At 38.8% G+C, this 24,154-nt stretch carries 23 protein-coding genes; 16 read left to right on the forward strand and 7 right to left on the reverse strand.

Annotated features, from left to right (window positions below):
* Positions 1–304 precede the first annotated feature (304 nt).
* From NCCP133_RS05410 to NCCP133_RS05435, 6 genes are all read left to right on the forward strand, one after another.
* Positions 305–1,960 carry a peptide ABC transporter substrate-binding protein gene (locus NCCP133_RS05410; RefSeq protein ID WP_264803911.1) on the forward strand — a complete coding sequence of 552 codons (1,656 nt, stop codon included), beginning with the start codon at positions 305–307 and terminating at the stop codon, positions 1,958–1,960.
* Between the two features lie 94 nt (positions 1,961–2,054).
* Positions 2,055–2,990 (forward strand): ABC transporter permease, encoded by a 936-nt coding sequence (locus NCCP133_RS05415; protein ID WP_264803912.1) that lies wholly within the window; start codon positions 2,055–2,057, stop codon positions 2,988–2,990.
* Positions 2,990–3,907, forward strand: a complete 918-nt coding sequence (locus NCCP133_RS05420) for an ABC transporter permease (protein ID WP_442874240.1) — start codon at positions 2,990–2,992, stop codon at positions 3,905–3,907. The genes NCCP133_RS05415 and NCCP133_RS05420 overlap by 1 nt, the downstream gene beginning before the upstream one ends.
* Before the next feature lie 11 nt (positions 3,908–3,918).
* Positions 3,919–4,986, forward strand: coding sequence for an ABC transporter ATP-binding protein (locus NCCP133_RS05425; RefSeq protein WP_264803914.1), 1,068 nt, complete (start codon positions 3,919–3,921; stop codon positions 4,984–4,986).
* 2 nt (positions 4,987–4,988) lie between these two features.
* Positions 4,989–5,924, forward strand: a complete 936-nt coding sequence (locus tag NCCP133_RS05430; RefSeq protein ID WP_264803915.1) for an ABC transporter ATP-binding protein — start codon at positions 4,989–4,991, stop codon at positions 5,922–5,924.
* A 487-nt stretch (positions 5,925–6,411) separates the two neighbouring features.
* Positions 6,412–7,563, forward strand: coding sequence for a putative glycoside hydrolase (locus NCCP133_RS05435; protein WP_264803980.1), 1,152 nt, complete (start codon positions 6,412–6,414; stop codon positions 7,561–7,563).
* 88 nt (positions 7,564–7,651) lie between these two features.
* On the opposite strand, the gene NCCP133_RS05440 is transcribed toward NCCP133_RS05435, so the two are convergent.
* On the reverse strand, positions 7,652–7,837 hold the full coding sequence (locus tag NCCP133_RS05440) for a hypothetical protein (protein ID WP_264803916.1): 186 nt from the start codon (positions 7,835–7,837) through the stop codon (positions 7,652–7,654).
* 577 nt (positions 7,838–8,414) lie between these two features.
* On the opposite strand from NCCP133_RS05440, the gene NCCP133_RS05445 reads away from it, so the two are divergent.
* The 5 genes from NCCP133_RS05445 (at position 8,415) to pepF (ending at position 14,187) form a co-directional block, all read left to right on the forward strand.
* Positions 8,415–8,990: a GNAT family N-acetyltransferase gene (locus NCCP133_RS05445; protein WP_264803917.1), complete on the forward strand. Its 576-nt coding sequence runs from the start codon at positions 8,415–8,417 to the stop codon at positions 8,988–8,990.
* 497 nt (positions 8,991–9,487) lie between these two features.
* Positions 9,488–9,883, forward strand: a complete 396-nt coding sequence (gene spxA, locus NCCP133_RS05450; RefSeq protein ID WP_026582716.1) for a transcriptional regulator SpxA — start codon at positions 9,488–9,490, stop codon at positions 9,881–9,883.
* Between the two features lie 349 nt (positions 9,884–10,232).
* Positions 10,233–10,895, forward strand: a complete 663-nt coding sequence (gene mecA, locus NCCP133_RS05455; protein ID WP_264803918.1) for an adaptor protein MecA — start codon at positions 10,233–10,235, stop codon at positions 10,893–10,895.
* Positions 10,896–11,017: 122 nt separating this feature from the next.
* Positions 11,018–12,223 (forward strand): competence protein CoiA, encoded by a 1,206-nt coding sequence (locus NCCP133_RS05460; protein ID WP_264803919.1) that lies wholly within the window; start codon positions 11,018–11,020, stop codon positions 12,221–12,223.
* A 146-nt stretch (positions 12,224–12,369) separates the two neighbouring features.
* Positions 12,370–14,187 (forward strand): oligoendopeptidase F, encoded by a 1,818-nt coding sequence (gene pepF, locus NCCP133_RS05465; protein ID WP_264803920.1) that lies wholly within the window; start codon positions 12,370–12,372, stop codon positions 14,185–14,187.
* Between the two features lie 45 nt (positions 14,188–14,232).
* On the opposite strand, the gene NCCP133_RS05470 is transcribed toward pepF, so the two are convergent.
* From NCCP133_RS05470 to NCCP133_RS05490, 5 genes are all read right to left on the reverse strand, one after another.
* Positions 14,233–14,406 (reverse strand): hypothetical protein, encoded by a 174-nt coding sequence (locus NCCP133_RS05470; RefSeq protein ID WP_264803921.1) that lies wholly within the window; start codon positions 14,404–14,406, stop codon positions 14,233–14,235.
* Positions 14,407–14,752: 346 nt separating this feature from the next.
* Entirely contained in the window at positions 14,753–15,628 is an 876-nt protein-coding gene (locus NCCP133_RS05475) for a ClpXP adapter SpxH family protein (RefSeq protein ID WP_264803922.1), read from the reverse strand.
* Positions 15,625–16,029: a globin domain-containing protein gene (locus NCCP133_RS05480; protein ID WP_264803923.1), complete on the reverse strand. Its 405-nt coding sequence runs from the start codon at positions 16,027–16,029 to the stop codon at positions 15,625–15,627. Before NCCP133_RS05480 ends, NCCP133_RS05475 begins: the two co-directional genes overlap by 4 nt.
* Before the next feature lie 273 nt (positions 16,030–16,302).
* On the reverse strand, positions 16,303–16,947 hold the full coding sequence (locus NCCP133_RS05485) for a lytic transglycosylase domain-containing protein (RefSeq protein ID WP_264803924.1): 645 nt from the start codon (positions 16,945–16,947) through the stop codon (positions 16,303–16,305).
* Positions 16,948–16,978: 31 nt separating this feature from the next.
* The gene (locus NCCP133_RS05490) at positions 16,979–17,569 is read right to left on the reverse strand and encodes a CYTH domain-containing protein (protein ID WP_264803925.1); all 591 of its coding nucleotides are present in this window, start codon (positions 17,567–17,569) and stop codon (positions 16,979–16,981) included.
* Between the two features lie 647 nt (positions 17,570–18,216).
* On the opposite strand from NCCP133_RS05490, the gene NCCP133_RS05495 reads away from it, so the two are divergent.
* The 4 genes from NCCP133_RS05495 to NCCP133_RS05510 all read left to right on the forward strand — a co-directional run bounded on the left by NCCP133_RS05495 (position 18,217) and on the right by NCCP133_RS05510 (position 21,411).
* Positions 18,217–18,582, forward strand: a complete 366-nt coding sequence (locus NCCP133_RS05495; RefSeq protein WP_264803926.1) for a hypothetical protein — start codon at positions 18,217–18,219, stop codon at positions 18,580–18,582.
* 283 nt (positions 18,583–18,865) lie between these two features.
* On the forward strand, positions 18,866–19,504 hold the full coding sequence (locus NCCP133_RS05500; RefSeq protein ID WP_309298036.1) for a GTP pyrophosphokinase: 639 nt from the start codon (positions 18,866–18,868) through the stop codon (positions 19,502–19,504).
* A gap of 122 nt (positions 19,505–19,626) precedes the next feature.
* On the forward strand, positions 19,627–20,421 hold the full coding sequence (locus NCCP133_RS05505; protein ID WP_264803927.1) for an NAD kinase: 795 nt from the start codon (positions 19,627–19,629) through the stop codon (positions 20,419–20,421).
* A 105-nt stretch (positions 20,422–20,526) separates the two neighbouring features.
* On the forward strand, positions 20,527–21,411 hold the full coding sequence (locus NCCP133_RS05510) for an RluA family pseudouridine synthase (protein ID WP_264803928.1): 885 nt from the start codon (positions 20,527–20,529) through the stop codon (positions 21,409–21,411).
* A gap of 178 nt (positions 21,412–21,589) precedes the next feature.
* Here NCCP133_RS05510 and prpE read toward each other — a convergent pair whose 3' ends face one another.
* Entirely contained in the window at positions 21,590–22,324 is a 735-nt protein-coding gene (gene prpE / locus NCCP133_RS05515; protein WP_264803929.1) for a bis(5'-nucleosyl)-tetraphosphatase PrpE, read from the reverse strand.
* 446 nt (positions 22,325–22,770) lie between these two features.
* Between prpE and mgtE the strand changes: the two genes are divergently transcribed.
* Positions 22,771–24,150: a magnesium transporter gene (gene mgtE, locus NCCP133_RS05520; protein WP_264803930.1), complete on the forward strand. Its 1,380-nt coding sequence runs from the start codon at positions 22,771–22,773 to the stop codon at positions 24,148–24,150.
* Positions 24,151–24,154: the final 4 nt, after the last annotated feature.

Genomic DNA, 24,154 nt, shown 5'->3' on the forward strand with positions numbered 1-24,154 from the left:
TTGTAACATTTTAAAAACACCTATATCACTCCGGATAGCGAGAGTATGGTACATAATCAGTAAGTTTATAGCTTACATATTAAAGATCTCTTTCTTTTATGCTGAATTGTCAGAATAGAGGGATAATCTGTCTTTAAGAGAATATAAACTTGCTTTTTTTGTTGCCTTCTAAATAGTCTGCAAATTTTTGCAAATTGAATTAACAGACTATTTGAGCAATACATCTGGGGCGTACAGTTGTGTTTTAAAATAGAGGCATCCCGTAAAGGTATTGTTTGAGGAAATTATATAGGGGGTTAATACAGTGAACAAAAGATTATCGATCTTTTTTAGCATGCTGCTAGTGCTAAGCATGTTCCTTGCTGCGTGCAGCGGCGGCGGAGACAATGCATCTGACGGCGGTGAAAAAGGCGGGGACGAAGGCGACGGCGGAAAGTCTGACGTACCGCAGGAATTAAGAGTAAATATCAATACTGAACCACCTTCATTAAATCCAGGTTTAGCTGAAGATTCCACATCTGGTACTGTACTTCGCCAAATCCTTGAAGGTTTAACTCGTATTGGTCAAGACGGAAAGCCTGAAAATGCAATGGCTGAAGATGTACAAATCTCTGAAGACCAAAAGACTTACACTTTCAAAATACGTGATGCAAACTGGTCAAATGGCGACCCTGTAACTGCAAACGATTTTGTTTATGCTTGGAAATGGGCGCTTGATCCTGCGAACAATTCAACATACGCATACCAGCTATATTACATCGAAGGTGCTGAAGCTGCCAACACGGGCGAAGGTTCACTAGATGCTGTAGGCGTTAAAGCTGTAGATGACAAAACTCTTGAAGTTAAATTAGTAAACCCAACTCCATATTTCTTGGAATTGACAGCATTCTATACTTACCTACCAGTTAACAGCAAAATTGCCGAATCAAATGCTGAGTGGGCAACAGATGCTGGTGAAAACTTTACAACAAATGGACCTTTCCATATGACTGAATGGTCTCATAGTGACAAAATTGTCCTAGAAAAAAGCGAAACTTACTGGGATGCAGAAACAGTTAAGCTAGACAAGATTGAAATGATTATGATTAATGATCCAAACACTGAGTTATCAATGTTTGACAATGGCGAATTAGATTGGGCTGGAGCTCCAACTGGTGCACTTCCAACGGATGCTATGCAGGCTCTTAAAGATGACGGCCGCTTAGTAACGAACCCAATTGCAGGAATCTATAACTACAAGTTTAATACAACTGTTGAACCTTTCAACAATGTAAATATCCGTAAAGCATTTGCTCATGCAATCAACCGTCAGGAAATCATTGACAACATCCTTCAGGGTGAGCAGCTTCCAGCTATGGCGATTGTTCCTCCATCAATGTTCGAAGAGAACAAAGAGGGGTATTTCCCTGACAATGATGTTGAAGCTGCAAAAGAATTCTTGCAAAAGGGTTTAGAAGAGCTTGGATATAAAGATGCTTCTGAACTTCCTGCTGTAACTCTTTCTTATAACACATCAGAGGCACACCAGAAGATTGCTCAGGCAATCCAGGATATGTGGAAGCAAAACCTTGGTGTTGAAGTAAATCTTGATAACGCTGAGTGGAATGTTTTCCTTGATAAAGTTAACACAATGGATTATCAAGTTGCACGTATGGGCTGGTTAGGTGACTTCAATGATGCAATGAACTTCTTAGAAATGTATCGTGACGCTGACGGCGGTAACAACAATACTGGCTGGGAAAGCAAAGAGTTCCAGGATCTGCTTGCTAAATCTGCAACAGAAACTGATGCTGATGCTCGCCAGCAATTATTGAAAGATGCAGAAGCAATCTTCATGGAAGATATGCCTGTAGCGCCAATCTACTTCTACACTAACAACTGGGTACAGGCTGAAAACTTAAAAGATGTTGTAGTATCCGGTCTAGGTGATGTCCAGTACAAATGGGCATACTTTGAATAAGAATAGCTAACTTGACGAAAGGTATATGGGATATTTAATCCCATATACCTTCGTTTCTGAATAAGGCATTGTAATAAATTGGAGGTGTTTGACAATGGCGAAATATATTGGAAAGCGCTTACTGTATATGATCATATCGTTATGGATGATTGTAACAGCAACGTTTTTCTTCATGCGCATTGCACCCGGAAACCCTTTTGCATCTGAGAAAAAACTTCCTCCCGAAATTGAAGCTAATCTAAATGCCCATTTTGGCTTGGACAAGCCATGGTATGCACAATATTGGGAGTATCTAGTAAGAATTGTCAATTGGGATTTCGGCCCATCATTTAAATATAAAAGCCAAACTGTTAATGACTTAATTAATGAAGGATTTCCCGTTTCATTCTTACTTGGTATGGAAGCAATCTTTATCGCTGTAGCAATTGGTGTGCTTTTAGGAATCATTGCGGCATTAAAACATAATAGATGGCCGGATTATACAGCAATGATTATTGCTGTTTTAGGCATCTCCGTGCCTTCCTTTATAATGGCATCTTTTTTGCAATATTTCCTCGCTATTAAAATGGGTATCTTCCCGGTAGCTCGCTGGGAAACATTCATGCACAGTGTTCTGCCAGCCTTGGCACTTGCTTCAACACCGATGGCTTTCATTGCGCGATTAACACGTTCAAGCATGCTGGAGGTTTTGGCAAACGACTATATTAAAACAGCAAAATCCAAAGGGTTAAGCAGTGGAGTTATTACAGTTAAACATACAATCCGTAATGCACTATTACCAGTTGTAACATATATGGGACCGTTGACTGCAGGCATTTTAACAGGAAGCTTCGTAATTGAAAAAATCTTTGGTATTCCTGGACTGGGTGCACACTTTGTAACTAGTATCAATAACCGGGATTATACGGTAATTATGGGTGTTACAGTTTTCTACAGTATTCTGTTGCTTGTATCTATTCTCCTTGTTGACATTGCATACGGAATCATCGACCCACGCATCAAACTTGCTGGCGGGAAGAAAGGAGAGTAATTATGCAGATTTCGAAAGATAAGTTTAAACTAGTCGGAACGCAGCTTAGTGAAGCTGAAAAAATTTCAAAACCGAGTCTTTCATTTTGGAAGGATGTATTTATCCGATTTCGAAAAAACAAGCTCGCTTTGTTTGGGTTAGTACTATTAGGTTTGCTAATCTTCATGGCGATCTTTGGACCATATATGACTCCATATGATTATGCATCAAATGACCTTGTCAATAAGAACCAGCCTCCTTCATCTGAGCATTGGTTTGGTACAGACGATCTGGGACGCGATGTTTTTGCACGAACCTGGGAAGGTGCCAGAATTTCTATCTTTATTGGTGTTGCTGCAGCGTTGATTGATTTGATTATCGGTGTAATATGGGGCGGAATCGCCGGATATAAAGGCGGTCGTACCGATGAATTTATGATGCGTTTTGCCGATATACTTTACGGTGTTCCTTATCTTCTATTAGTTATTTTATTAATGGTTGTTCTTGGGCAGGGTTTAACTACTATGATCATAGCGATGTCAATTACAGGCTGGATCAACATGTCCCGTATTGTACGTGGACAGGTGCTCTCTCTGAAAAGCCAAGAGTATGTATTGGCAGCCAAGACGCTTGGAGCGAATACGAACAGAATTATGGCTAAACACTTAATTCCAAACTCAATGGGACCAATCCTAGTCACAATGACATTGACTGTCCCTTCTGCTATTTTTACAGAAGCATTCTTAAGTTTCTTGGGCCTTGGATTAACTCCGCCACTAGCCAGCTGGGGAACAATGGCGAATGACGGCTTGCCTGCTATGCGTTACTATCCATGGCGTTTATTCTTCCCAGCTACGTTTATTTGTCTTACAATTTTTGCCTTTAACGTAGTCGGCGACGGATTACGTGATGCATTAGATCCAAGAATGCGAAAATAAGGAGTGAGAATATGGAAAAATTATTAGAAATCAAAAATTTAGAAGTCTCATTCCAAACATATGGAGGTACAGTAAAAGCAGTCCGAGGTGTCAGCTTTGACCTTCATAAGGGAGAGACGCTTGCGATAGTTGGTGAATCAGGGTCCGGCAAAAGTGTTACGTCCCAATCAATTATGAAGCTAATACCTATGCCGCCTGGCCATATTTCCGGAGGCCAAATTTTATTAAACGGTGATGATATCGTACCTAAAACCGAAAAACAAATGGAAAAAATCCGTGGAAAAGAAATCAGTATGATTTTCCAGGATCCTATGACGTCCCTAAACCCGACAATGAAAATAGGGAACCAGATAACTGAAGGCTTAATAAAGCACCAAAATATGTCCAAGCAGGATGCTAAGAATAGAGCGATTGAACTTCTTCGCTTAGTTGGTATTCCAATGCCTGAAAAAAGGGTTAACCAGTATCCGCACGAATTTTCAGGAGGTATGAGACAGCGTGCAATGATTGCAATCGCTCTTGCAGCAAATCCAAAGCTGTTAATTGCGGATGAGCCTACAACAGCACTTGATGTTACAATCCAGGCGCAAATTCTTGAGCTAATGAAGGATCTTCAAAGCAAAATGGATACATCTATTATTTTCATTACCCATGATTTAGGCGTAGTTGCCAACGTAGCAGATAGAGTAGCTGTAATGTATGCAGGACAAATTGTTGAGATGGGTACAGTAGATGAAATATTCTATGACCCGCGCCACCCATATACATGGGGTCTTCTAGCTTCCATGCCAAGTGTGGATAGTGATCATTCAGCTGACTTAGCCGCAATCCCTGGTACTCCTCCGGATTTAACAAATCCTCCAAAAGGAGACGCGTTTGCAGCTAGAAATAGCTATGCACTTGCAATTGACTTTGAAGAAGAGCCGCCGATGTTCCAAATTTCTGAAACTCATTTTGCAAAAACATGGCTTCTTCATCCGGATGCGCCTAAAGTTGAGCCTCCAGAAGCTGTTAAAAAACGGATCCGTCAATTATCCTCCACGTTCGAAAAGCCAGTATTAGTTAAGGAGGGTAAATAATCATGTCAGAAAAATTGCTTGAAATTAAAAACTTGAAACAGCATTTCAATGTTGGGCGTCCTAATATGATAAAAGCAGTTGATGGAATCACATTTGATATTTATAAAGGAGAGACCCTAGGTCTTGTTGGTGAATCTGGATGCGGTAAATCAACTACTGGACGGACAATTATTAGATTATATGACGCGACAGACGGTCAAGTTCTCTTTGAAGGTGAAGATGTCCATGGCAAAAAGTCTGCAAAAGAACTAAAAAAATTCAACCGAAAAATGCAAATGATCTTCCAGGATCCGTACGCTTCATTAAACCCTCGTATGACTGTAGCAGATATCATTGCTGAAGGTATTGATATCCACGGACTTGCCAAGAGCAAGAAAGAACGTATGGAGAGGGTTTATGAGCTTTTGGAAACAGTTGGTTTGAACAAGGAGCATGCCAATCGTTATCCGCATGAATTCTCTGGCGGACAAAGGCAGCGTATTGGTATCGCTCGTGCACTTGCTGTTGATCCTGACTTTATCATTGCAGATGAACCAATTTCAGCACTTGATGTTTCGATTCAGGCTCAAGTTGTCAACCTAATGAAGAAACTTCAGCGTGAGAAGGGCTTAACATACTTATTCATCGCGCATGACTTATCGATGGTTAAGTATATCAGCGACAGGATTGGTGTTATGTACTTTGGCAAACTGGTAGAATTGGCACCCGCAGAGGATCTATATAACAATCCAATGCACCTATATACTCAGTCGCTTCTGTCAGCTATTCCGCTTCCAGATCCGGAAACGGAGCGCTCACGCAGAAGAAAGTCCTATGATCCAGCTGTGCATAATTACGCTGAAAATGAAAATCTTGAAATGCGTGAAATCACACCTGGACACTTTGTTTATTGCTCTGATAAAGAGTATGAACAACTAAAAGTCCAATATTCAAACTAACAAAAACGATCTCATATGAGATCGTTTTTTACGTCTTGGGATGGGTATAGTAAATACTTTAAGCCAAATCCTTTCACTGTTACAAAGGATATACCAAGATGTAAAAAATGATTCGCATACATTTAGGAAATAGAAATACTACTTTAACACTTTTATTCGTTAATGTGTTTTTCTTTAGTATATAATACAACATATTTCCTGAAATTACTATTAGAATTTTCTATTAATTATATTTTCATCCATTCATTTAATTAAACGTGATTTGCAATGGAAAAGCATGATATTCTTTTACATAATAGGTTTAAAGATTAGCAGGAAAAGATACATATATAGAAGATACAAGTTTTTAAGATTCATCATAGCATGGGCTTTACTATAACTTTATAATGAAGGTGTCGTTTTAGAACTCTGTAAGGAAGAGGGGGTATAACAGTTGATAAAGACAAAAAGGATCGCTGCAGCCTTGATATTTACGGCAGTTATTTCAATGTCTGCCGCACCTGGTGAAGCAAAAGAACAGGAACTTTTAGAGCCGGGGATTCAGCCTCAGAGGGAATATGTTTCTCTGGTGAAGGAACTCCCAGAACAAATAAGCCGTTTTCAATTTGATTCCGGCTATGCTTTTCAATATCCGGATGCTGTAAGAGGTGTATATGTTACAGGACATTCCGCAGGAGGGGAAAGGTTTAAAAAGCTTGTAAGTTTAATGGATGAAACAGAGTTAAATTCTATGGTCATAGATATAAAAGATGATTGGGGCAATCTTACCTATATCCCTGATAAAAACTCCTCATACACTGAGATAGGAAAGCCTTACATAAAAGATCCAAAAAAAATTCTTAAAACAATGGAAGAAAAGCAGATTTATCCAATAGCACGGGTGGTTGTGTTTAAAGATTCCGTACTTGCCAAAAAGAAACCCGAGTGGTCTTATAAGGATGGAAAAGAAGTTTGGAAGAATGGCAGAGGAGAATCATTTGTGAATCCATTTTTAAAACAAGTATGGGATTATAATGTCGATATTGCAATAGAAGCCGCTAAAATGGGCTTTCAGGAGATTCAGTTTGATTATGTCCGCTTTCCAGAAGGCTTTGAACACAAGGATGAATCGCTGACGTATAGCATGGGAAAATATAAAGATTTAAAAATGGAAAATGTTCAAAAACGGGTAAGTGCAGTAACTGACTTTGTTGCGTACGCAAAGGAACAACTAGAGCCTTATGGAGTAAAGGTATCAGTCGATATATTTGGCTATACTGCCACATTGCCTGAGGCTCCCGGTATAGGCCAGAATTTCACGAAAATATCCGAGCATGTAGATGTAATTTCATCAATGATTTACCCCAGCCACTGGAGTTCTTATTTTGGGATAGCCAAACCTGATTTGGAGCCATATAAGCTAGTAACTGAGTATGCTAAGCTTGAGAAAGGAAAATTAGATGAACTGGAAAACCCACCTCTCTCAAGACCATGGCTGCAGGACTTTACTGCTTCTTATTTAGGGGCAGGAAACTACAAGAAATATGGAAAAGCGGAGGTCGAAGCACAGATTAAAGCGCTTAACGAACAAGGGATTAATGAATTCCTGCTGTGGAATGCAGGAAATACTTATACGAAGAACGTGGATTATACCCCATAGAAAAGAGGCTGATGACTTCAGCCTCTCTTTTTCATATTATTTGACACCATTTTTGTATGCGGTATCATAGTATATGGGCGTATTGAAATTACTTTTTCTTTCCGCCTACGCTTTTCCATCCAGTCTGCATTCTTGCAGATTGGTCCACGAATTCGGATTTATTTTTACCGCCAAAAACCTTTTCTCCAATCCCATTTGTTAGTACACCTAACAAGGCAGTAAATCCAATTATGAGCAAAGCAACAATCGTTAAGTCTGTTATGTAACCAACCATGATAAACCTCCATCTTTCTTTTCACAAAATCCTGTGATTATTTATAAAACATCCCTTATCTCTATTTTATTCGAAATTTTCTTGTATTAAAAGGGGGAAATCCACAAATACTTAATCTGACAGGATGTATTATTTGATGCCTTATTTTTAGGAGAGATTTTTTCGAAAGCTTACTGCATACAGTAACTAACAACAATTCTTGATTTCTGAGCTGATTGTAGCGGAAGGTGCGGGATCCTCAAAAATGCTATCGCATTTTCTTCGTGCGATGCCTATTCAAGGAAGATTATTCAATGTCCTGCGGGATAGCGTCCGAGTGAGACTCTGAGATGCAGAACGTGGAGGAGACTTCCAGCAGCCCCGTGGAAAGTGAGTACCTGCAGCGGATATCAACGGGCAGAGATTACAAGATAAATTCAATCTATGTGAAAAGATCCTTGGGAAAAGAGTCTTAGAAAAATTTTTATTTATTCCTAAAAACACAGCTATGGAAATGAAAGCTGGGAGCTTATCATGCTGGAATAAAAACTCACGCAACCAAATCCACAGGTTTGGGAGCTAAAAAAGGAGAAGATCCATGCATTGGTACGAAAAATTGAATCAGTATTTTCCAATCGAGGAAATGAAGTCAAAAGAACATATGGAAACTCTTTTGAAGGAGCGTTCTGATATTTACCATAAGGATGAAGGTCCATACCATGTCCTTATGTACGCAGAATTTGATAACTTTGTGTTTATAGACTATTTGTTTGTATCAAAGGAATCACGAGGGCAGGGACTGGGACACAAGCTTCTTGAAAATCTTAAGTCAAAAGGAAAGCCAATTATTTTAGAAGTTGAGCCAGTTGACTATGAGGATACAGATACTGAAAAACGGTTGCGTTTCTATAAAAGAGAAGGATTCGAGCATGCTCAATCGATTGGATACACCCGCAGGTCTCTTGCAACCAATGAAATCAATACGATGGAAATCCTCTATTGGTCCCCTGGAAGTGAAAGTGAAGAATTGATTTATGAAGCAATGAAAAAAACGTATGAATTGATACACACGTACAGGGATACTCATTTTTATGGAAAATCTTATCAGCCGGTTGAAGAAGTTCTAACCTTTGAAGAAGAAAAAAGCAGCCAGGATGTTTTAGAGGATGTGTAATTAAATTGCCTTTAAAGGGTTTGGGGATTGGAAAAACACGGCCATTTATCTTAATGGCTGTGTTTTCAATTTCAAAAAATAATTGAGAATAGAAAATGATTTTAAAGGTTTAAAATACAGATACTTGGGTATTTAATAAGAAATTAGATCATTTTATAAATTGTTTTAGTCTACATAATTACCCTTTTAAAGGTGTCAGTAACCGTTGTTTCTTAAGAAAAAATTTAAGAAATTAATAAAAAAGTGAAACTTTTCACTTGCTGGCTCGTCTTATATAGTAGATTCTTTGTTTTACACATTTGTTTAATTAATGTATAAGACTTTTATCATATTTATAAAAAATTATACCAAACGGTCAATGTTTAGTGTATAATAATTAATATAAATTACTTGATTAAAGTTATTTTAATTTAGATAGCTTAAAAATATGTAATTAAACAAATATTAATCTAAATGGTTGTATATATGTCTAATTTAAAGGAGTGTGAAATTGTAAAATGGTCACATTATACACTTCACCAAGTTGTACATCATGCAGAAAAGCGAAATCATGGCTGGAAGAGCATGAAATAAGCTATAAAGAAAGAAACATCTTTTCAGAGCCGCTATCCATTGAGGAGATAAAAGAAATTCTGCGAATGACTGAAGATGGGACAGATGAAATTATTTCTACCCGCTCCAAGACATTCCAAAAACTAGATGTAAACCTTGAAACAATGCCTTTGCAAGATTTGTTCGAACTAATTAAAGAGAATCCAGGACTTCTTCGCCGACCAATCATTATCGACGAAAAGCGTTTGCAGGTTGGATATAATGAGGATGAAATCAGACGTTTTCTGCCAAGAAAAGTTCGTACTTACCAGTTGCGTGAAGCACAGCGCATGGTTAACTAAAAATAGATCAGGCCTTCTTTCTGCTTGCAGAAGAGGCTTTTTTTATTATCTAATATGAAAAATAACAAGGATATTGGCAATAATAATAGAATATATAAAAAACCCTGCTAATAAGCTGAACCCCTTATTGGATAAGGGAGGAATAGGCAGATAACGGTTTTTCTAAAGATATGGCTTTTTAATTCCCTTTATGCTTATTTTGTCATAAAATAAAAGTACAAGGTACAAAATACACTTTGCCTTCTTTTCATGGGATTAACCGATTGATTTACGGGTAAAAGGATTACACACACATGACTGCTGGGGGTATTTAGTCCCTTCAATCATAGCCAGAAGGGAGAGTTGCTGCATGGAAATCGAACGTATTAATGATCATACAGTTAAATTTTATATATCTTATCTTGACATAGAAGAAAGAGGCTTTGACCGTGAAGAGATTTGGTACAATCGTGAACGGAGCGAGGAGCTCTTTTGGGAGATGATGGATGAGGTTCATCAAGAGGAAGAATTTCTAGTAGAAGGGCCATTATGGATACAGGTTCAGGCTTTGGATAAAGGTTTGGAGGTATTAGTTACTAAGGCTCAGCTTTCCAAGGATGGGCAAAAGTTTGAACTGCCTGTACCTGATGAAAAAGTGAAGGATTTGCCTGTTGATGAGCATATAGAGGAAATGCTGGACCATCACTTCCGCAAATCCGGTGATGATGATACAGATTACGATGGGGACCTTGAATTTTTATTAACATTCAAGGATTTTGAGGATATTATTTCCTTATCAAAACGAACCAACCTGGACTCCATTAACACCAAGCTTTATTCCTGCGAAGGGAAATACTACTTATTTTCAGAGTTTCCGGAAGATTTATTTGAAGAAGATGATGTAGATAACATGTTAAGCATTCTTCTGGAATACGGGCAAGAAACAAGCACGACAATTCACCGTATCGTGGAATACGGTAAATTGATTATAGAAGAAAATGTATTTGAACATCTAAGAAAACACTTTAAATAATCAGAACCGATTTCAATTTTTGAAATCGGTTTTTGTATTTTGGAAAAAGATTTCTTATCTGAGTTAGAGGAATCAGGCAGAAAAAACAGAATAAACATTATAATAAGAAAGGGGATGGTTGTTTGTTAGTAGCTCACACAAATGAAGGAGAACGAGTAAATCTGGCTGAAAACCAGGATTTGCTTACTTTAAAACGACTGAGGAAACAGACAAAATTTTTTTGTCCTGAATGCAGCGAAGAGGTCATCATGAAAGTTGGAACTAAACGCATTCCACATTATAGCCACAATAAGGGGTCAAGCTGTACAGAAAGCTATGAAAGGGAATCAGAATATCATAGCACCAGCAAACTCATTTTATTGAACTGGCTAAAGGAAAAGGGGCTGAATCCGGTACTTGAACCTTATTATCCGGATATTGCTCAACGGCCTGATATTGGCGTCCGTTATAAAGGTATTGATTATGCAATCGAGTTTCAATGTTCCATCATATCAGAGGAACTATTTGCAAAACGTTCGAGGTCGTATTTTCAATCAGGCATCATTCCCATTTGGATACTGGCAGGGAAGAATATTAGCCGCATTGGAAATAATAAAATATCTTTATCAGGATTCCACTATTTATTTCTCCGAAAAACTGACTCAGACAATTGGGTCATTCCTTCTTTTTGTCCCATTACGAAATCATTTATCAATATTCACCACATCGTTCCTATTACAGTAAAAAACGCATTTTCAACTTATCAAATTAAGCCATTGAATAAGGCTGATTTATCAACTCTATTTTGTCCGAAGTTTCATGGTCAAATCAGCAAGTATGAATGGTACAAAGAGCTGCGAAAAACTAAAGACTTTCTTCCACAGACCCGAGGAGCCTTTAAGAATAAATTTCTGCGAGAATTATACACCCATTCGCTTTCCCCTATTTATCTGCCTCCTGAGGTAGGCCTTCCGGTATTTCAAGCCCCACTTATTGAAACTTCACCTATACAGTGGCAAAGCTACTTATTTATGGATGTCCTAAAGGAAGAGAATCCTTTCTCTTTAGAAAAGGTGATTTCATGCTTTCATAAAAGGGTATACAAAAATGACATAAAAATCAGGAGGCTGCCCTTGGTCTGTGGTACGGATGCCTCTTTTGCCGTAAAAGAATATTTAAATCTGCTTGTTAATTTAAAGGTATTAGCCAAAGAAGGGGGGCTATACAAAAGGTCTTCCCCCTATTCAATTCATGAGAGTCAATCATGGCTGCTTCGAAAGGAAGAGGCTTTCTACCATGAGAAAGGTATGTTGATTATGGAAGGCATAAAGCAACCAGGAATAAATTGAATAAAAATAAATGAAAACCTCATCATTAACATAAAATAATCGAGGATTGCACAATAATTGGCGATAAAAGAAGGATTTTTTTGCTGAAGAGAGAAGATACAGTAATGGTGTTTTATGACATGGGACTTTGGAATGGAGGATAAATAATGACTAACGAAACAACAGTAAAAAAGCTGCCTGCAAGAAATGAAATAGCAATAGAAGACACTTGGCGTTTAGAAGATATTTTCTCAAGTGATGATGATTGGGATAAAGAATATAAAGAAGTAGAGAAGCTTATTCCGGGAGCAGGCAATTATCAGGGAAAGATTGGTGAAAGTGCTGAGACTTTATATGAAGCGCTTCAGTTTCAAGATCATTTGCTGTCACGGCTTGGCAAGCTATATACATATGCCCATATGCGATATGACCAGGATACAACAAATTCTTTTTATCAGGGCATGGATGATAAAATTAAGAACCTTTATTCTGATGCTGCAAGTACATTAGCTTACATCGTTCCGGAACTGCTTGCGGTCGATGAAAAGAAGATCGACCGTTTTCTGAAGGGAAAAACAGAACTTCAATTATATAAGCACTCTCTAGAGGAAATTAACCTCCAAAGGCCTCATGTATTATCGGCTGAACAGGAGGCACTGCTGGCCCAGGCTTCGGAAGTCCTTGGAGCTTCGAGCAATACATTTGGCATGCTGAATAATGCTGATTTGGAATTTCCCTCGATTAAGGATGAGAATAGCGAAGAAGTTGAAATTACACATGGTCGCTTTATCCGTTTTCTTGAAAGCGATGATCAGCGTGTAAGGCATGACGCATTTAAAGCGGTGTATGGAACTTATGGGAAATTCCGCAATACATTTGCAAGCACGTTGAGCGGCAATGTGAAAAAAGACAATTTTAATGCTAAAATCAGAAATTTTAATTCAGCACGCCATGCTGCACTTGCTGCAAATAATATTCCTGAAAGTGTCTATGAAAATTTAGTGAACACAATTAATGATAATCTGCACTTGCTGCATCGCTATGTAAAACTTCGCAAGAAGGTTTTAGGCGTTGATGAACTTCATATGTATGATCTGTACACACCATTGGTGAAAGAAGTAAAAATGGAAATCCCCTATAATGAAGCCAAGGATCTCATATTAAAAGGCCTGAAGCCGCTGGGAGAAGACTATTTAGGTATTTTAAAAGAAGGCTTTGAAAGTCGCTGGGTAGATGTTCATGAAAATAAGGGAAAAAGAAGCGGGGCCTATTCGTCAGGTGCTTACGGAACCAATCCTTATATCCTAATGAACTGGCAGGATAATGTGAATAATTTATTCACCCTTGCACATGAGTTTGGCCATTCTGTGCACAGCTATTATACGAGAAAGCATCAGCCATATCCGTATGGAAACTATTCAATCTTTGTAGCCGAAGTGGCTTCAACCTGCAATGAGGCGCTTCTTAACGATTATTTGCTAAAAACAATAGATGATGATAAGAAACGTTTATATTTATTGAACCATTACCTTGAAGGCTTCAGAGGAACTGTTTTCCGCCAGACAATGTTTGCAGAATTTGAACATCTGATTCATCAAAAGGCTCAGAACAATGAGGCTTTAACAGCGGATTCATTAACAAAAGAATATTTTGAGCTCAATAAGAAATACTTTGGGGAAGATGACATCATGATCGACAAGGAAATTGGTCTGGAATGGTCTAGAATCCCTCATTTCTATTACAATTATTATGTATACCAATATGCAACAGGCTTCAGTGCTGCAACCGCACTAAGCAAACAAATACTACAGGAAGGGCAGCCTGCAGTGGAGCGATATATTGAGTTCTTAAAGTCCGGAAGCTCTGATTATCCGATCGAAGTTCTCAAGAAAGCGGGTGTCGATATGACAAGCAGCAAACCAATTGAAGATGCGTGTAAAGTCTTTGAAGAAAAGCTTATCGAAATGGAGAGCCTGCTGTCCTAATAGAAAGGAGCCAGACAACATGTCTGGCTTCCTTTTTTATTTGATCTAAAATCCTTTAAATCGCCTGCGGTCATTCAAATATAACAATAGAATCAGAAGTGATACAAATAATAGCGGTGAGGTAATTAATATAGGAATGAGCTTCATTAATCCAAAAATATTTAAGATAAAGGAGAGCAGAATGAGCAATAGCATCAGGATAATAGGCAGTTTTTTCACTATGTTCTCCTCCTTGGCTGGACATTTATTGGTGCTTCAAAAGGTGATCTTTTTATAAGCATTCTATACAATCTTATGCGGTTGTCCTGTTTAATATGACTTGTTTTTGACTATATTGTGAAGGAACACACAAACTTATTGTATATCAGCTTTTTTCCATGGTATCTTACAGGTGTGAAGTTGATCACAAGCAAGCATATACCCCTTTGTTTGATCGTGAAAAATTTCTCCCATCCTCATTGTTCGAATAATTAACCTGAAAAAAGCCGTGTTCAACGACCTCCATGGGTTTTTTCATTTTTTAACACAATCGATTAGAAAAAGCTGTGCAATTGCACAGCTTTTTCTAATCGATATATTTCCAAAAATTCCCGTATTTTGCTGGAATTTGTTCAACCACTTGCTTTAATTGCAATTTTTTCATTTCCCGATTTACTTCGCTATCTGGCATATTATAGACAACAGAAATTTCCTTGCTTGCCACCACTTTAAAATACTTTAAGAAATATTCCAATGGCGGAAGAGAAGAACGCTCTGGTTTAATAGGCAGCATTTCCTCCAAAATTTGCTCATAAATTTCATAAGGGTAATAACCTGTTACTTTGATTCCTTCATCTTCAATATTTTCATTAAAGAATACAAGGGTTGGGATTTCCTGGACATCCATTTCAGAGGTGATTTTTAGATCGCATTGAAATGCTTTGGCAGCACTATCTGAATGGATATCTGATACAAATTCGACAACATCAAGACCAACATCTTTTGCACAATTCTTTAAGACTTCAAAGCTGGAGACATTCTGTTTCTCAAGAAACAACACCTCTTGAAGTTTGCGTAAAAACTTGATGCCTGCTTTCCTTCCCTGTAATTCAGCTGCTTTTATTGCTATGGATGCAAGATGGGGAGAGGAAACAGGATTTTCGAACCATAAGCTGCCATCACAGGACATCCCCGATCGGCTCGCTGTCTTTTCCCATAAATCTGCAATATTTTCGTAATTTTGCCTTTTTCCCATATTTAAGGTAGCCAGCCGTCCGCTTAATACATGCTTTATTGAAAAATAGCGTCCATATTCAATGAGCAGCTTTTTAATAATGGGTTCAAGTGCCCAGCATTCAGGACAAAGAGGATCGACGAATATATATACTTCAATCGGCTTTTTCTCACTGCCATGGCAATGGGGAGATGAAAGTTTAGTTTTAAATGTTTTCCGCTTATTCAAGATCCTTCACCTTTCAAATCATTTTCCGGTGTATTAATCATATGCTGTGCGGTAAGAACAAGCCGGGAAAAAAAATCCTCCCGCAAAGGATCATCAAGTCCGATTTCATCCATTGCACTGTTCATGCAGGATAGCCACGCCCTGGCCCGGGTTTCAGTTATAGGAAAAGGTATATGCCTGGCCCTAAGCATTGGATGGCCATGCTCAGAAGTATATAGTGGCGGTCCCCCTAAATATTGGGTCATGAACTGCTTTTGTTTTCTGGCTGTCTCAGTCAGGTCATCTGGAAAAATAGGAACGAGATCCGGGTGTTGTCCAACGCGCCGGTAAAAAGCGTCTATAAGCTTATGCAGCTTTTCCTCGCCAATAGCGTCGAAGGGAGTGTGCATTTTCTCGGCCATATTTAAAACTCCTTTTATGAGTTAGTTCGTTTAAAAGTAGAAATCTTCCTATTTAATATAGGATATTAACATCTCTTTATATTCTATCAATGAGGGATTTATATCTCAAACAAATAGCTTATAGCGTTCCAGCAAGCCCTTCTGAAATTATCATGAACATTTTCTTTTAGTATGAGTTAACAGCTTTCCATCAATCCGGATGTTAAGCAAAACATCGGTCTTTAACAGGAAAAAACCGCCTGTGAAAATGCAGGCGGCTTGGCTATATTATTTTTAGGCAATAAAAGATGACGTTACTTTTCTTATGTAGTTCAATGTTTCTTTAAAAGGCGGAACACCACCATATTTATCTACATTTCCAGGTCCAGCATTATAGGCGGCAAGTGCTAACTCAATATTATCACCATACCGGTCCATCATTTGTCTCAGGTATTTGGCGCCGCCAAATATGTTTTCAGCGGGATCGAATACATTCTTAACCCCAAGGCTTTTGGCTGTTTCAGGCATAAGCTGCATGAGTCCGGAAGCGCCTGCTGAACTTACGGCGTTGGGATTGAAATTTGATTCTTGTTTAATGACAGACTTAATAAACTGGGCAGGTACATTAAACAGGCCTGAAGCTTTTTGAATTAAGTCATCAAAATTACTTTTCGAATTGTCCGCCATCTTGGTAAGCTTTACTGGTGGCAGGGCTGCAGCATTAAAGTGATTTCTATTCTGCAGATTGAGATATGGCTTTAGTGATGCAACAGTTCCAAGCCCGCCAGTCACATGAAGTTCTTCATTCTGACTGCTTTCAGCCACTAAACCTGTCAAAAGTTCTTGAAACAAAGGGTTTGAGCTAGAACCTTGCTTTGTATTATGAAAGCTTTGGAGTGCCTTCAATTCAAGCATTATTTTTAATTGATTTACACTCATAACAGTGCTCCTTGGCAAAAGGCATGCATTTTTATTTTTCCTTCTCCTGTCTATATTTCTCGTTATAGAGACGTTTAATTTTATTTTCGGTATTTCTTACAGGAATGTTTAGCTGTTCGAGCAAATTAAGAAATGCAGAATGGCCTTCTTCTCTATTGCTTACTTCATATTCCAATTCAAAATCTTCCTTGTTTAAATAGCGGCTGTGATCCAAAACGGCCAGTCCGTTTAAATGTTTTTTTTCAGCGCGCGCTGTGGAGAGTGTGCCGAAATATTGCAGCTTATGTGTGGCTATACTCATTTTCTCTATTAATTTCTGGATCTGTTGACTAGTGATTTTTCCTGTTTTAAGCATTTGTTGAACCTCAGATTGCGTGAGGTATTCATTGGTCTCCAATAGTCCTTCCGGATGGGACTGCTTTAGCGTCAACTCAAATGAACCATTTTTCTCGCGGATCCTTAGTGCACTTCCGCTTGATTTTAATGAAAACTCTGGTGTATCAAAGTAATGGTTTACCTGTTCAGTAAAATCGTGCTCGCCAATTTCAAAGAACTGCATTAATCTCGAAAATTCATCACTTGTAACTATGTTTTTAAATTCAATTTCAATATTTTTAGACAAGCCAAAACACCTCAGTAAATAGTATATATTTTATTATCTCCTTCATTTACCTGGACTGCAATCTTTGAGATGAATTTAAATATTGTGATAAAGTGAAATTTAAATACAGGGGAGGTACTGGGCAGTTAAGCCTTATAATTCTCCTGTGAAAAAGCTAGGAGGGGCTTTTACTGCCCGTTAATCTGCGATAAAGTGAAACTCACCCACAGTGGAAGTGAATTTCTTCCACTGTGGGTGATAGTTGAACCAATCGGGCCTTTACGGGCAGTTAAGCTTTATAATTCTCCTGTGAAAAAGCTAGGAGGGGCTTTTACTGCCCGTTAATCTGCGATAAAGTGAAACTCACCCACAGTGGAAGTGAATTTCTTCCACTGGGATTGATAGTTGAACCAATCGGGCCTTTACGGGCAGTTAAGCTTTATAATTCTCCTGTGAAAAAGCTGGGAGGGGCTTTTACTGCCCGTTAATCTGCGATAAAGTGAAACTCACCCACAGTGGAAGTGAATTTCTTCCACTGGGATTGATAGTTGAACCAATCGGGCCTTTACGGGCAGTTAAGCCTTATAATTCTCCTGTGAAAAAGCTAGGAGGGGCTTTTACTGCCCGTTAATCTGCGATAAAATAGGAATAACTATGGAGGTAGAACAATGAAACAAAAACTAAAAGTTGCAAAAGCAGATATGAAAGAAAATGAATTAATTCTTAGGATAGAGGATGGATCGGTTTTGAATTTGAATGCCATGGGGCAAATATTGGCTGATTCTGACAATCTGTCATTTGTTTACATAGCGGATCATAACGATGAATATATATATATTTCTCTTCCTTATTCTGTGTGGTCTGAATTAAAAAGGGCATATGATCACAAACTTCCTGTTTATGTAGCGGATGCTAAGGGAGAACGTCTTGCATTAGAAGGTTTCCATGAGGAATTAGGAGATTTGATTGAAAATATCAGAGGCAACAGCAATTACGGTGAGGAAATGGTTTCAAAAGTGGAGAGCATATTTTAACAAAAAAGAATAAATTATTAAACTTAAAGAACTGTCTAGCTCCAGGCGCCATCGCCTCTCGAATCTAAGCCAATCCGTCCAAAAGGTTAAAAAATAACCTTTCAGCCGGCTCGTCATGTGCTTGTCGGGGGCGGCAAGGCGCATAGCGCTTTTCTTAGTAAGTATTTGGCTGCTGGAAAACTGGGATGAAAAGGTGAATATATTTTGAAGGAAACGTGTGCCTGAAAAAGTTAGGCACTTTCAGGCACCGCTCTCTTTTACTTCGGATGTGGTGGTGTTGCAGGTGAAGCATTGGGATTTATTTTTGGCGCCTTATAAACAGGCGGTCGAAGAGTTAAAAATAAAGCTAAAAGGCATGAGAAGCCAATTTGATATGGATTCTGCCCATTCCCCGATTGAATTTGTTACAGGGCGGGTAAAGCCTATTGCAAGCATACTGGACAAAGCTAACCAAAAAGGAATCCCTCTCGATAAATTAGAATCTGAGATGCAGGATATTGCCGGTGTCAGAATGATGTGCCAATTCGTTGATGACATTAAAAAAGTTGTTGAGCTATTAAGACAAAGGAACGACTTTGAAATTATAGAAGAAAGAGATTATATCTCTCATAAAAAAGCCAGCGGTTATCGATCTTACCATGTTGTTATTTGTTATCCAGTCCAAACAATAAAAGGGGAGAAAAAAATCCTCGCTGAGATTCAGATTAGGACTCTGGCAATGAATTTCTGGGCAACCGTTGAACATTCTCTGAACTATAAGTATAAGGGCCAGTTCCCTGAAGATATTCAAATGAGACTCCAAAGGGCAGCAGAAGCCGCCTTCAGGCTCGACGAGGAAATGTCCCTAATTCGTGGAGAAATTCAGGATGCCCAGGCGTTTTTTACAAGGAAGAAGGAAAAGCATCAAAAGGAAGAAAACTAATCTGGACGACTAGTTGAAGCTTTGTTAAAAGTCTTTGTTGATTTTTTTTCGCTTGGCTGGCAGGACCGGATATCAACAAGCAATTTTAACAGTGCAATTTTCAAAAGAGGAGCTTGGATAAAATGAAATTTGCCATTACCTCAAAAGGAGATTCCAAATCAAACACTCTCATGCACAAGATGAGAACCTATTTATTGGATTTCGAGCTTACATATGATGAAGAACAGCCTGATATAGTCATTTCAGTGGGCGGGGACGGAACTTTGCTATATGCCTTTCACAGATACAGCAGCCGTCTGGATAAAACAGCATTTGTCGGGATCCATACCGGCCATTTGGGGTTTTATGCAGACTGGGTGCCAGAGGAATTAGAAAAGCTTGTGATCGCCATAGCAAAGACCCCTTATCAAGTAATTGAATACCCGTTATTGGAAGTGATCGTTCGCTACCAGCATGGGGGGAAAGAAACCCGCTATTTGGCACTGAATGAATCAACAGTCAAGGCAGTTGAAGGTACTCTGGTAATGGATGTAGAAATTCGCGGACAGCACTTTGAAAGATTCCGCGGAGATGGCCTCTGTTTATCAACACCGTCTGGCAGTACTGCATACAACAAAGCATTGGGGGGAGCTATCCTTCATCCTTCATTGGCTGCCATTCAGCTTGCTGAAATGGCATCAATCAATAATAAAGTGTTCCGAACAGTCGGTTCTCCCCTCGTCCTGCCTGCCCATCATACCTGTATGCTGAAGCCGGTAAATGAACCTGATTTTCAGCTCACCATCGACCATCTGACTCTTCTTCATAAGGATGTAAAGTCGATTCAATTTAGAGTGGCGGATGAAAAAATACGCTTTGCCAGATTCAGGCCATTTCCATTCTGGAAAAGGGTGCACGATTCATTTGTTGCTGATTAATATGCGTAAATCTGCATAGAATTTTAGGGTCTTTCACCTAATCGCTCTTAAATAAAGCAAAGCTTTTAGCATGAGGTAATACTTATAGAACAGGAGCGCAGCATCATGGCGCATTTTGAATTGCAATGGGAAATTTCCACTCAGCAATCAGGAAGAATCATCAGGGAGTTTCTAAAAGAAAATAATATTTCTAAAATAGCACTAACGGATATTAAATTTGCAGGAGGCTTTATTACTGTCAATGGTGCAGAAGTCAATGTCCGCTATATCTTACAAAAAGGGGATAAGCTTAAAGTTGGTTTCCCTGAGGAAGTTCCAAGCGAGGGAATGAATGGGGAAGATTTACCCCTGGATATCCTTTACGAGGATGATTTTGTCCTTGTTGTGAATAAAACTGCCGGCATGAGCACGATTCCTTCCAGAGAGCATCCGACAGGAAGTTTGGCTAACGGCCTGATCGGTTATTACCAGCGAATAGGCTTAATGTCTACCACACATATAGTGACAAGGCTTGATAGGGATACTTCTGGAATTGTTCTAATTGCCAAACACAGACATGTGCATCATTTATTTTGCCTGCAGCAGCGCTCCCAGGAAATAAAGAGAGTGTATGAAGCGGTAGCAGAGGGGGAAGTTGAACAGGTTAAAGGGACCATCGAGCAGCCAATCGGAAGAAAAGCTGACAGCATAATAGAGCGGGAAGTCAGTGAAAAAGGGCAATATGCCTGTACCCATTTTCAAGTGCTTAGCCGTAAGAATGGACATACACATTTAAAGATGAGTTTGGAGACAGGTAGAACCCATCAAATTAGGGTTCATCTTTCCTGGGTTGGCCACCCTCTAGCAGGGGATGAACTTTATGGAGGAAACAAGGATTTAATTGCCCGCCAGGCGCTTCATTGCGGGAGTCTTTCATTTTATCATCCTTTTTTGCAAAAGAGGCTGTCATTCGAACAGCCTCTTCCAGAAGATATGCAAAGCCTTTTATAGACAAAAGCTGGATTCTTGGCTTTTGTCTATTTATTTTATGGGGGTCATCTTGTGTGTTTTTTCGGGTGATCTGCAGCCTTGTTAACATCTGAATACTGGTGAAATTTGATTCGCTCCTTTCGAGGGACATTGAATGCTTCATTGAATACTGAGTTATTAAGATTTTATACCTTCCATTCTATAAGTTCCGGAACTTATCTTCTAAATAAGGCATGCTTGATGGAACCGATAGAAATTCCATTTCAGGATATCGGAGGGCAGTTAATTTATTGCCAAACACTGCTCCAGTATCGATGTTATAGGTGTTATGCACCTTCCGGACTTCCTTCACCGGGGTATGGCCATATACAATGGCAGCTGTGCCATTGTATTGTTGCGCCCAATCACGCCTGACTGGTGTGCCATCAGAATTCTTTTCGCCGGTTATATCTCCATAAAGGACAAAGGTTTTGACTTTGGAAGAGTGCTTCCCTATATAATCCTCTCTTATTCCCGCATGCGCAATAATAAGTCTTTTATTATCAAGAACATGATATAAAGGAGCTTTCTCATACAGTTCCTTAAATTTTCTCCTGATTTCCGTTTTTTTCTTTATATCTAGTTGATCATATTCAGCAAGCGTTGTCTCCAATCCATGTGTAATTTGAACCTTGTTTCCTAAAAAATAGCGGTATAGTTTATTGCAATGATTGCCGGGAACATAGAAAGCCATATCGTTTGCTGCAAGTTTATAAACCAGGTCAATGACTGCAAGTGATTTAGGTCCACGGTCTGTTAGATCACCTACAAAGGCCAGCTTTCTTCTATGAGGATGGATCGGGAATCCGCTGTCCCATTTATAATTCATTTCTAGCGTGAGATCTTTAAATTCGTCAAAACAGCCGTGGATATCACCAATAATATCAACTTTCATATTTGAAACTCCTTTGCATTATCTATTGTTATGATATCAATATTCAGTTCACTTATCCGATTTTTCGGCTTTTTAGATTGAAGCAGTGCTCAATGTTTTTAAATGTACAGATTGGGAAAATTAAGGTTACCGGACAGGCAATCGATTCATATTTTCTCCTGAAGGATGTTCATAGACGACAAAAATACAAAGATTTGCTAGTATAGTGAAGTACGTTTTCAATATACGGCACTTAAACGTCCTACTAAAAATAATAACATCAGCAGGTATAGGAACAAGTTAGATTGCAAATATATTTCTTCCGAGATATTTTGCTTCAGATTAATGTGATGTATAACTTTTGATGGACTTTTGTCAGCTATAGAAATATTTAAGCGGCTGCCCAATTTTGAAAGCTTGCATTTTAGCGGTTTCCTGCATTACCGCGTTCGAAAGGAGGTAACGATATGGCAGAACTAACAGAAGAAAGATCAGACTCACACATCAACCAAGATCTTTTAATCCAATCTTTACAAAATGATGAAATTGACATTTTCAGGAATGAATTTCTTGATTTGCATCCTTATGATCAAGCTTCATTTTTTAAAGATCTGGATGAAGATTTAAGGACAAAAATCTATCTTTATCTTTCTCCGGAAGAAATGGCTTCGCTTTTTGAAAATCTTGAGATCGATGAAGATGAATATAAAGATGTTCTTGCTGAAATGAACCCTAATTACGCAGCGGATATGCTTTCACAAATGTATGTCGATGATGCAGTGGATGTTCTTAACGAACTAGATAAAGATCAGGTTGTCAGCTATCTGACAATCATGGATGATGAATCGGCCAAGGAAATTAAGGATTTGCTGCATTATGAGGAGTATACTGCAGGAAGTATCATGACAACTGAATTTGTGTCTCTTTCAGCCAATCAGACAGTCCGTTCCGCCATGTATATCTTAAAAAATGAAGCGCCAAGAGCGGAAACCATCTATTATGTATATGTTGTAGATGAGGAGAAGAAGCTCATTGGGGTCATTTCTTTAAGAGATTTGATTGTTAGCGATGATGATACGATGATTTCGGAAATTACAAATGACAGAGTTGTTTCTGTTTCGGTAGGAGAGGACCAGGAAGAGGTAGCGAGAAAGATTAAAGATTATAATTTCCTTGCTGTTCCTGTTGTTGACTTTCAAAATCATCTTCTCGGAATTATTACAGTCGATGACGTCATGGATGTTATGGATGAGGAAGCGTCTGATGACTATTCGAAACTTGCTGCCGTTTCGGATATGGATAATATCGACAGAAACCCTGTGTCGGCTGCACGCAAAAGGCTTCCTTGGCTTATCATATTGCTATTTTTGGGCATGTTAACAGCAAGCTTAATCGGCAGATTTGAAGCCACTTTGGATCAGGTTGCAATTCTGGCTGTTTTCATCCCGCTTATTGCAGGGATGGCTGGAAATACTGGCACACAGGCACTTGCTGTAGCTGTTCGCGGAATAGCTACAGGCGATTTGGAGAAAGAAAATAAAACGAAACTGGTAATTAGAGAAGCAGGTACTGGTTTAATAACCGGTGGTACTTGCGGTCTACTTGTCACATTGGTTGTTTATCTCTGGAAAGGCAATTTTTTTCTCGGCGTTTTAGTCGGTGTTTCCATCTTGTTTACATTAATTGTTGCTACCTTAGCCGGTGCACTTATACCTTTATTTATGCACAGGATGAAAATCGATCCAGCGGTCGCTTCAGGTCCGTTTATTACAACAATTAATGATATTATCAGTATTCTAATTTACTTTGGAATGGCTACTTTATTTATGCGTTATTTGTCAGGTTAAGGGG

It is taken from the genome of Cytobacillus sp. NCCP-133 (genome assembly GCF_026011715.1).
In the GTDB taxonomy this organism is placed as follows: domain Bacteria; phylum Bacillota; class Bacilli; order Bacillales; family Cytobacillaceae; genus Cytobacillus.

Bases quoted from the DNA above. Each gene is read 5' to 3' on its own strand.
- NCCP133_RS05425 (WP_264803914.1), top strand. From the start codon at position 3,919: ATGGAAAAATTATTAGAAATCAAAAATTTAGAAGTCTCATTCCAAACA.
- NCCP133_RS05480 (WP_264803923.1), bottom strand. From the start codon at position 16,029: ATGGCCGAGAAAATGCACACTCCCTTCGACGCTATTGGCGAGGAAAAG.
- NCCP133_RS05430 (WP_264803915.1), top strand. From the start codon at position 4,989: ATGTCAGAAAAATTGCTTGAAATTAAAAACTTGAAACAGCATTTCAAT.
- NCCP133_RS05485 (WP_264803924.1), bottom strand. From the start codon at position 16,947: ATGAGTGTAAATCAATTAAAAATAATGCTTGAATTGAAGGCACTCCAA.
- NCCP133_RS05435 (WP_264803980.1), top strand. From the start codon at position 6,412: ATGTCTGCCGCACCTGGTGAAGCAAAAGAACAGGAACTTTTAGAGCCG.
- prpE (WP_264803929.1), bottom strand. From the start codon at position 22,324: ATGAAAGTTGATATTATTGGTGATATCCACGGCTGTTTTGACGAATTT.
- NCCP133_RS05495 (WP_264803926.1), top strand. From the start codon at position 18,217: ATGAAACAAAAACTAAAAGTTGCAAAAGCAGATATGAAAGAAAATGAA.
- NCCP133_RS05440 (WP_264803916.1), bottom strand. From the start codon at position 7,837: ATGGTTGGTTACATAACAGACTTAACGATTGTTGCTTTGCTCATAATT.
- mgtE (WP_264803930.1), top strand. From the start codon at position 22,771: ATGGCAGAACTAACAGAAGAAAGATCAGACTCACACATCAACCAAGAT.
- NCCP133_RS05510 (WP_264803928.1), top strand. From the start codon at position 20,527: ATGGCGCATTTTGAATTGCAATGGGAAATTTCCACTCAGCAATCAGGA.
- spxA (WP_026582716.1), top strand. From the start codon at position 9,488: ATGGTCACATTATACACTTCACCAAGTTGTACATCATGCAGAAAAGCG.
- mecA (WP_264803918.1), top strand. From the start codon at position 10,233: ATGGAAATCGAACGTATTAATGATCATACAGTTAAATTTTATATATCT.
- NCCP133_RS05505 (WP_264803927.1), top strand. From the start codon at position 19,627: ATGAAATTTGCCATTACCTCAAAAGGAGATTCCAAATCAAACACTCTC.
- NCCP133_RS05445 (WP_264803917.1), top strand. From the start codon at position 8,415: ATGCATTGGTACGAAAAATTGAATCAGTATTTTCCAATCGAGGAAATG.
- pepF (WP_264803920.1), top strand. From the start codon at position 12,370: ATGACTAACGAAACAACAGTAAAAAAGCTGCCTGCAAGAAATGAAATA.
- NCCP133_RS05415 (WP_264803912.1), top strand. From the start codon at position 2,055: ATGGCGAAATATATTGGAAAGCGCTTACTGTATATGATCATATCGTTA.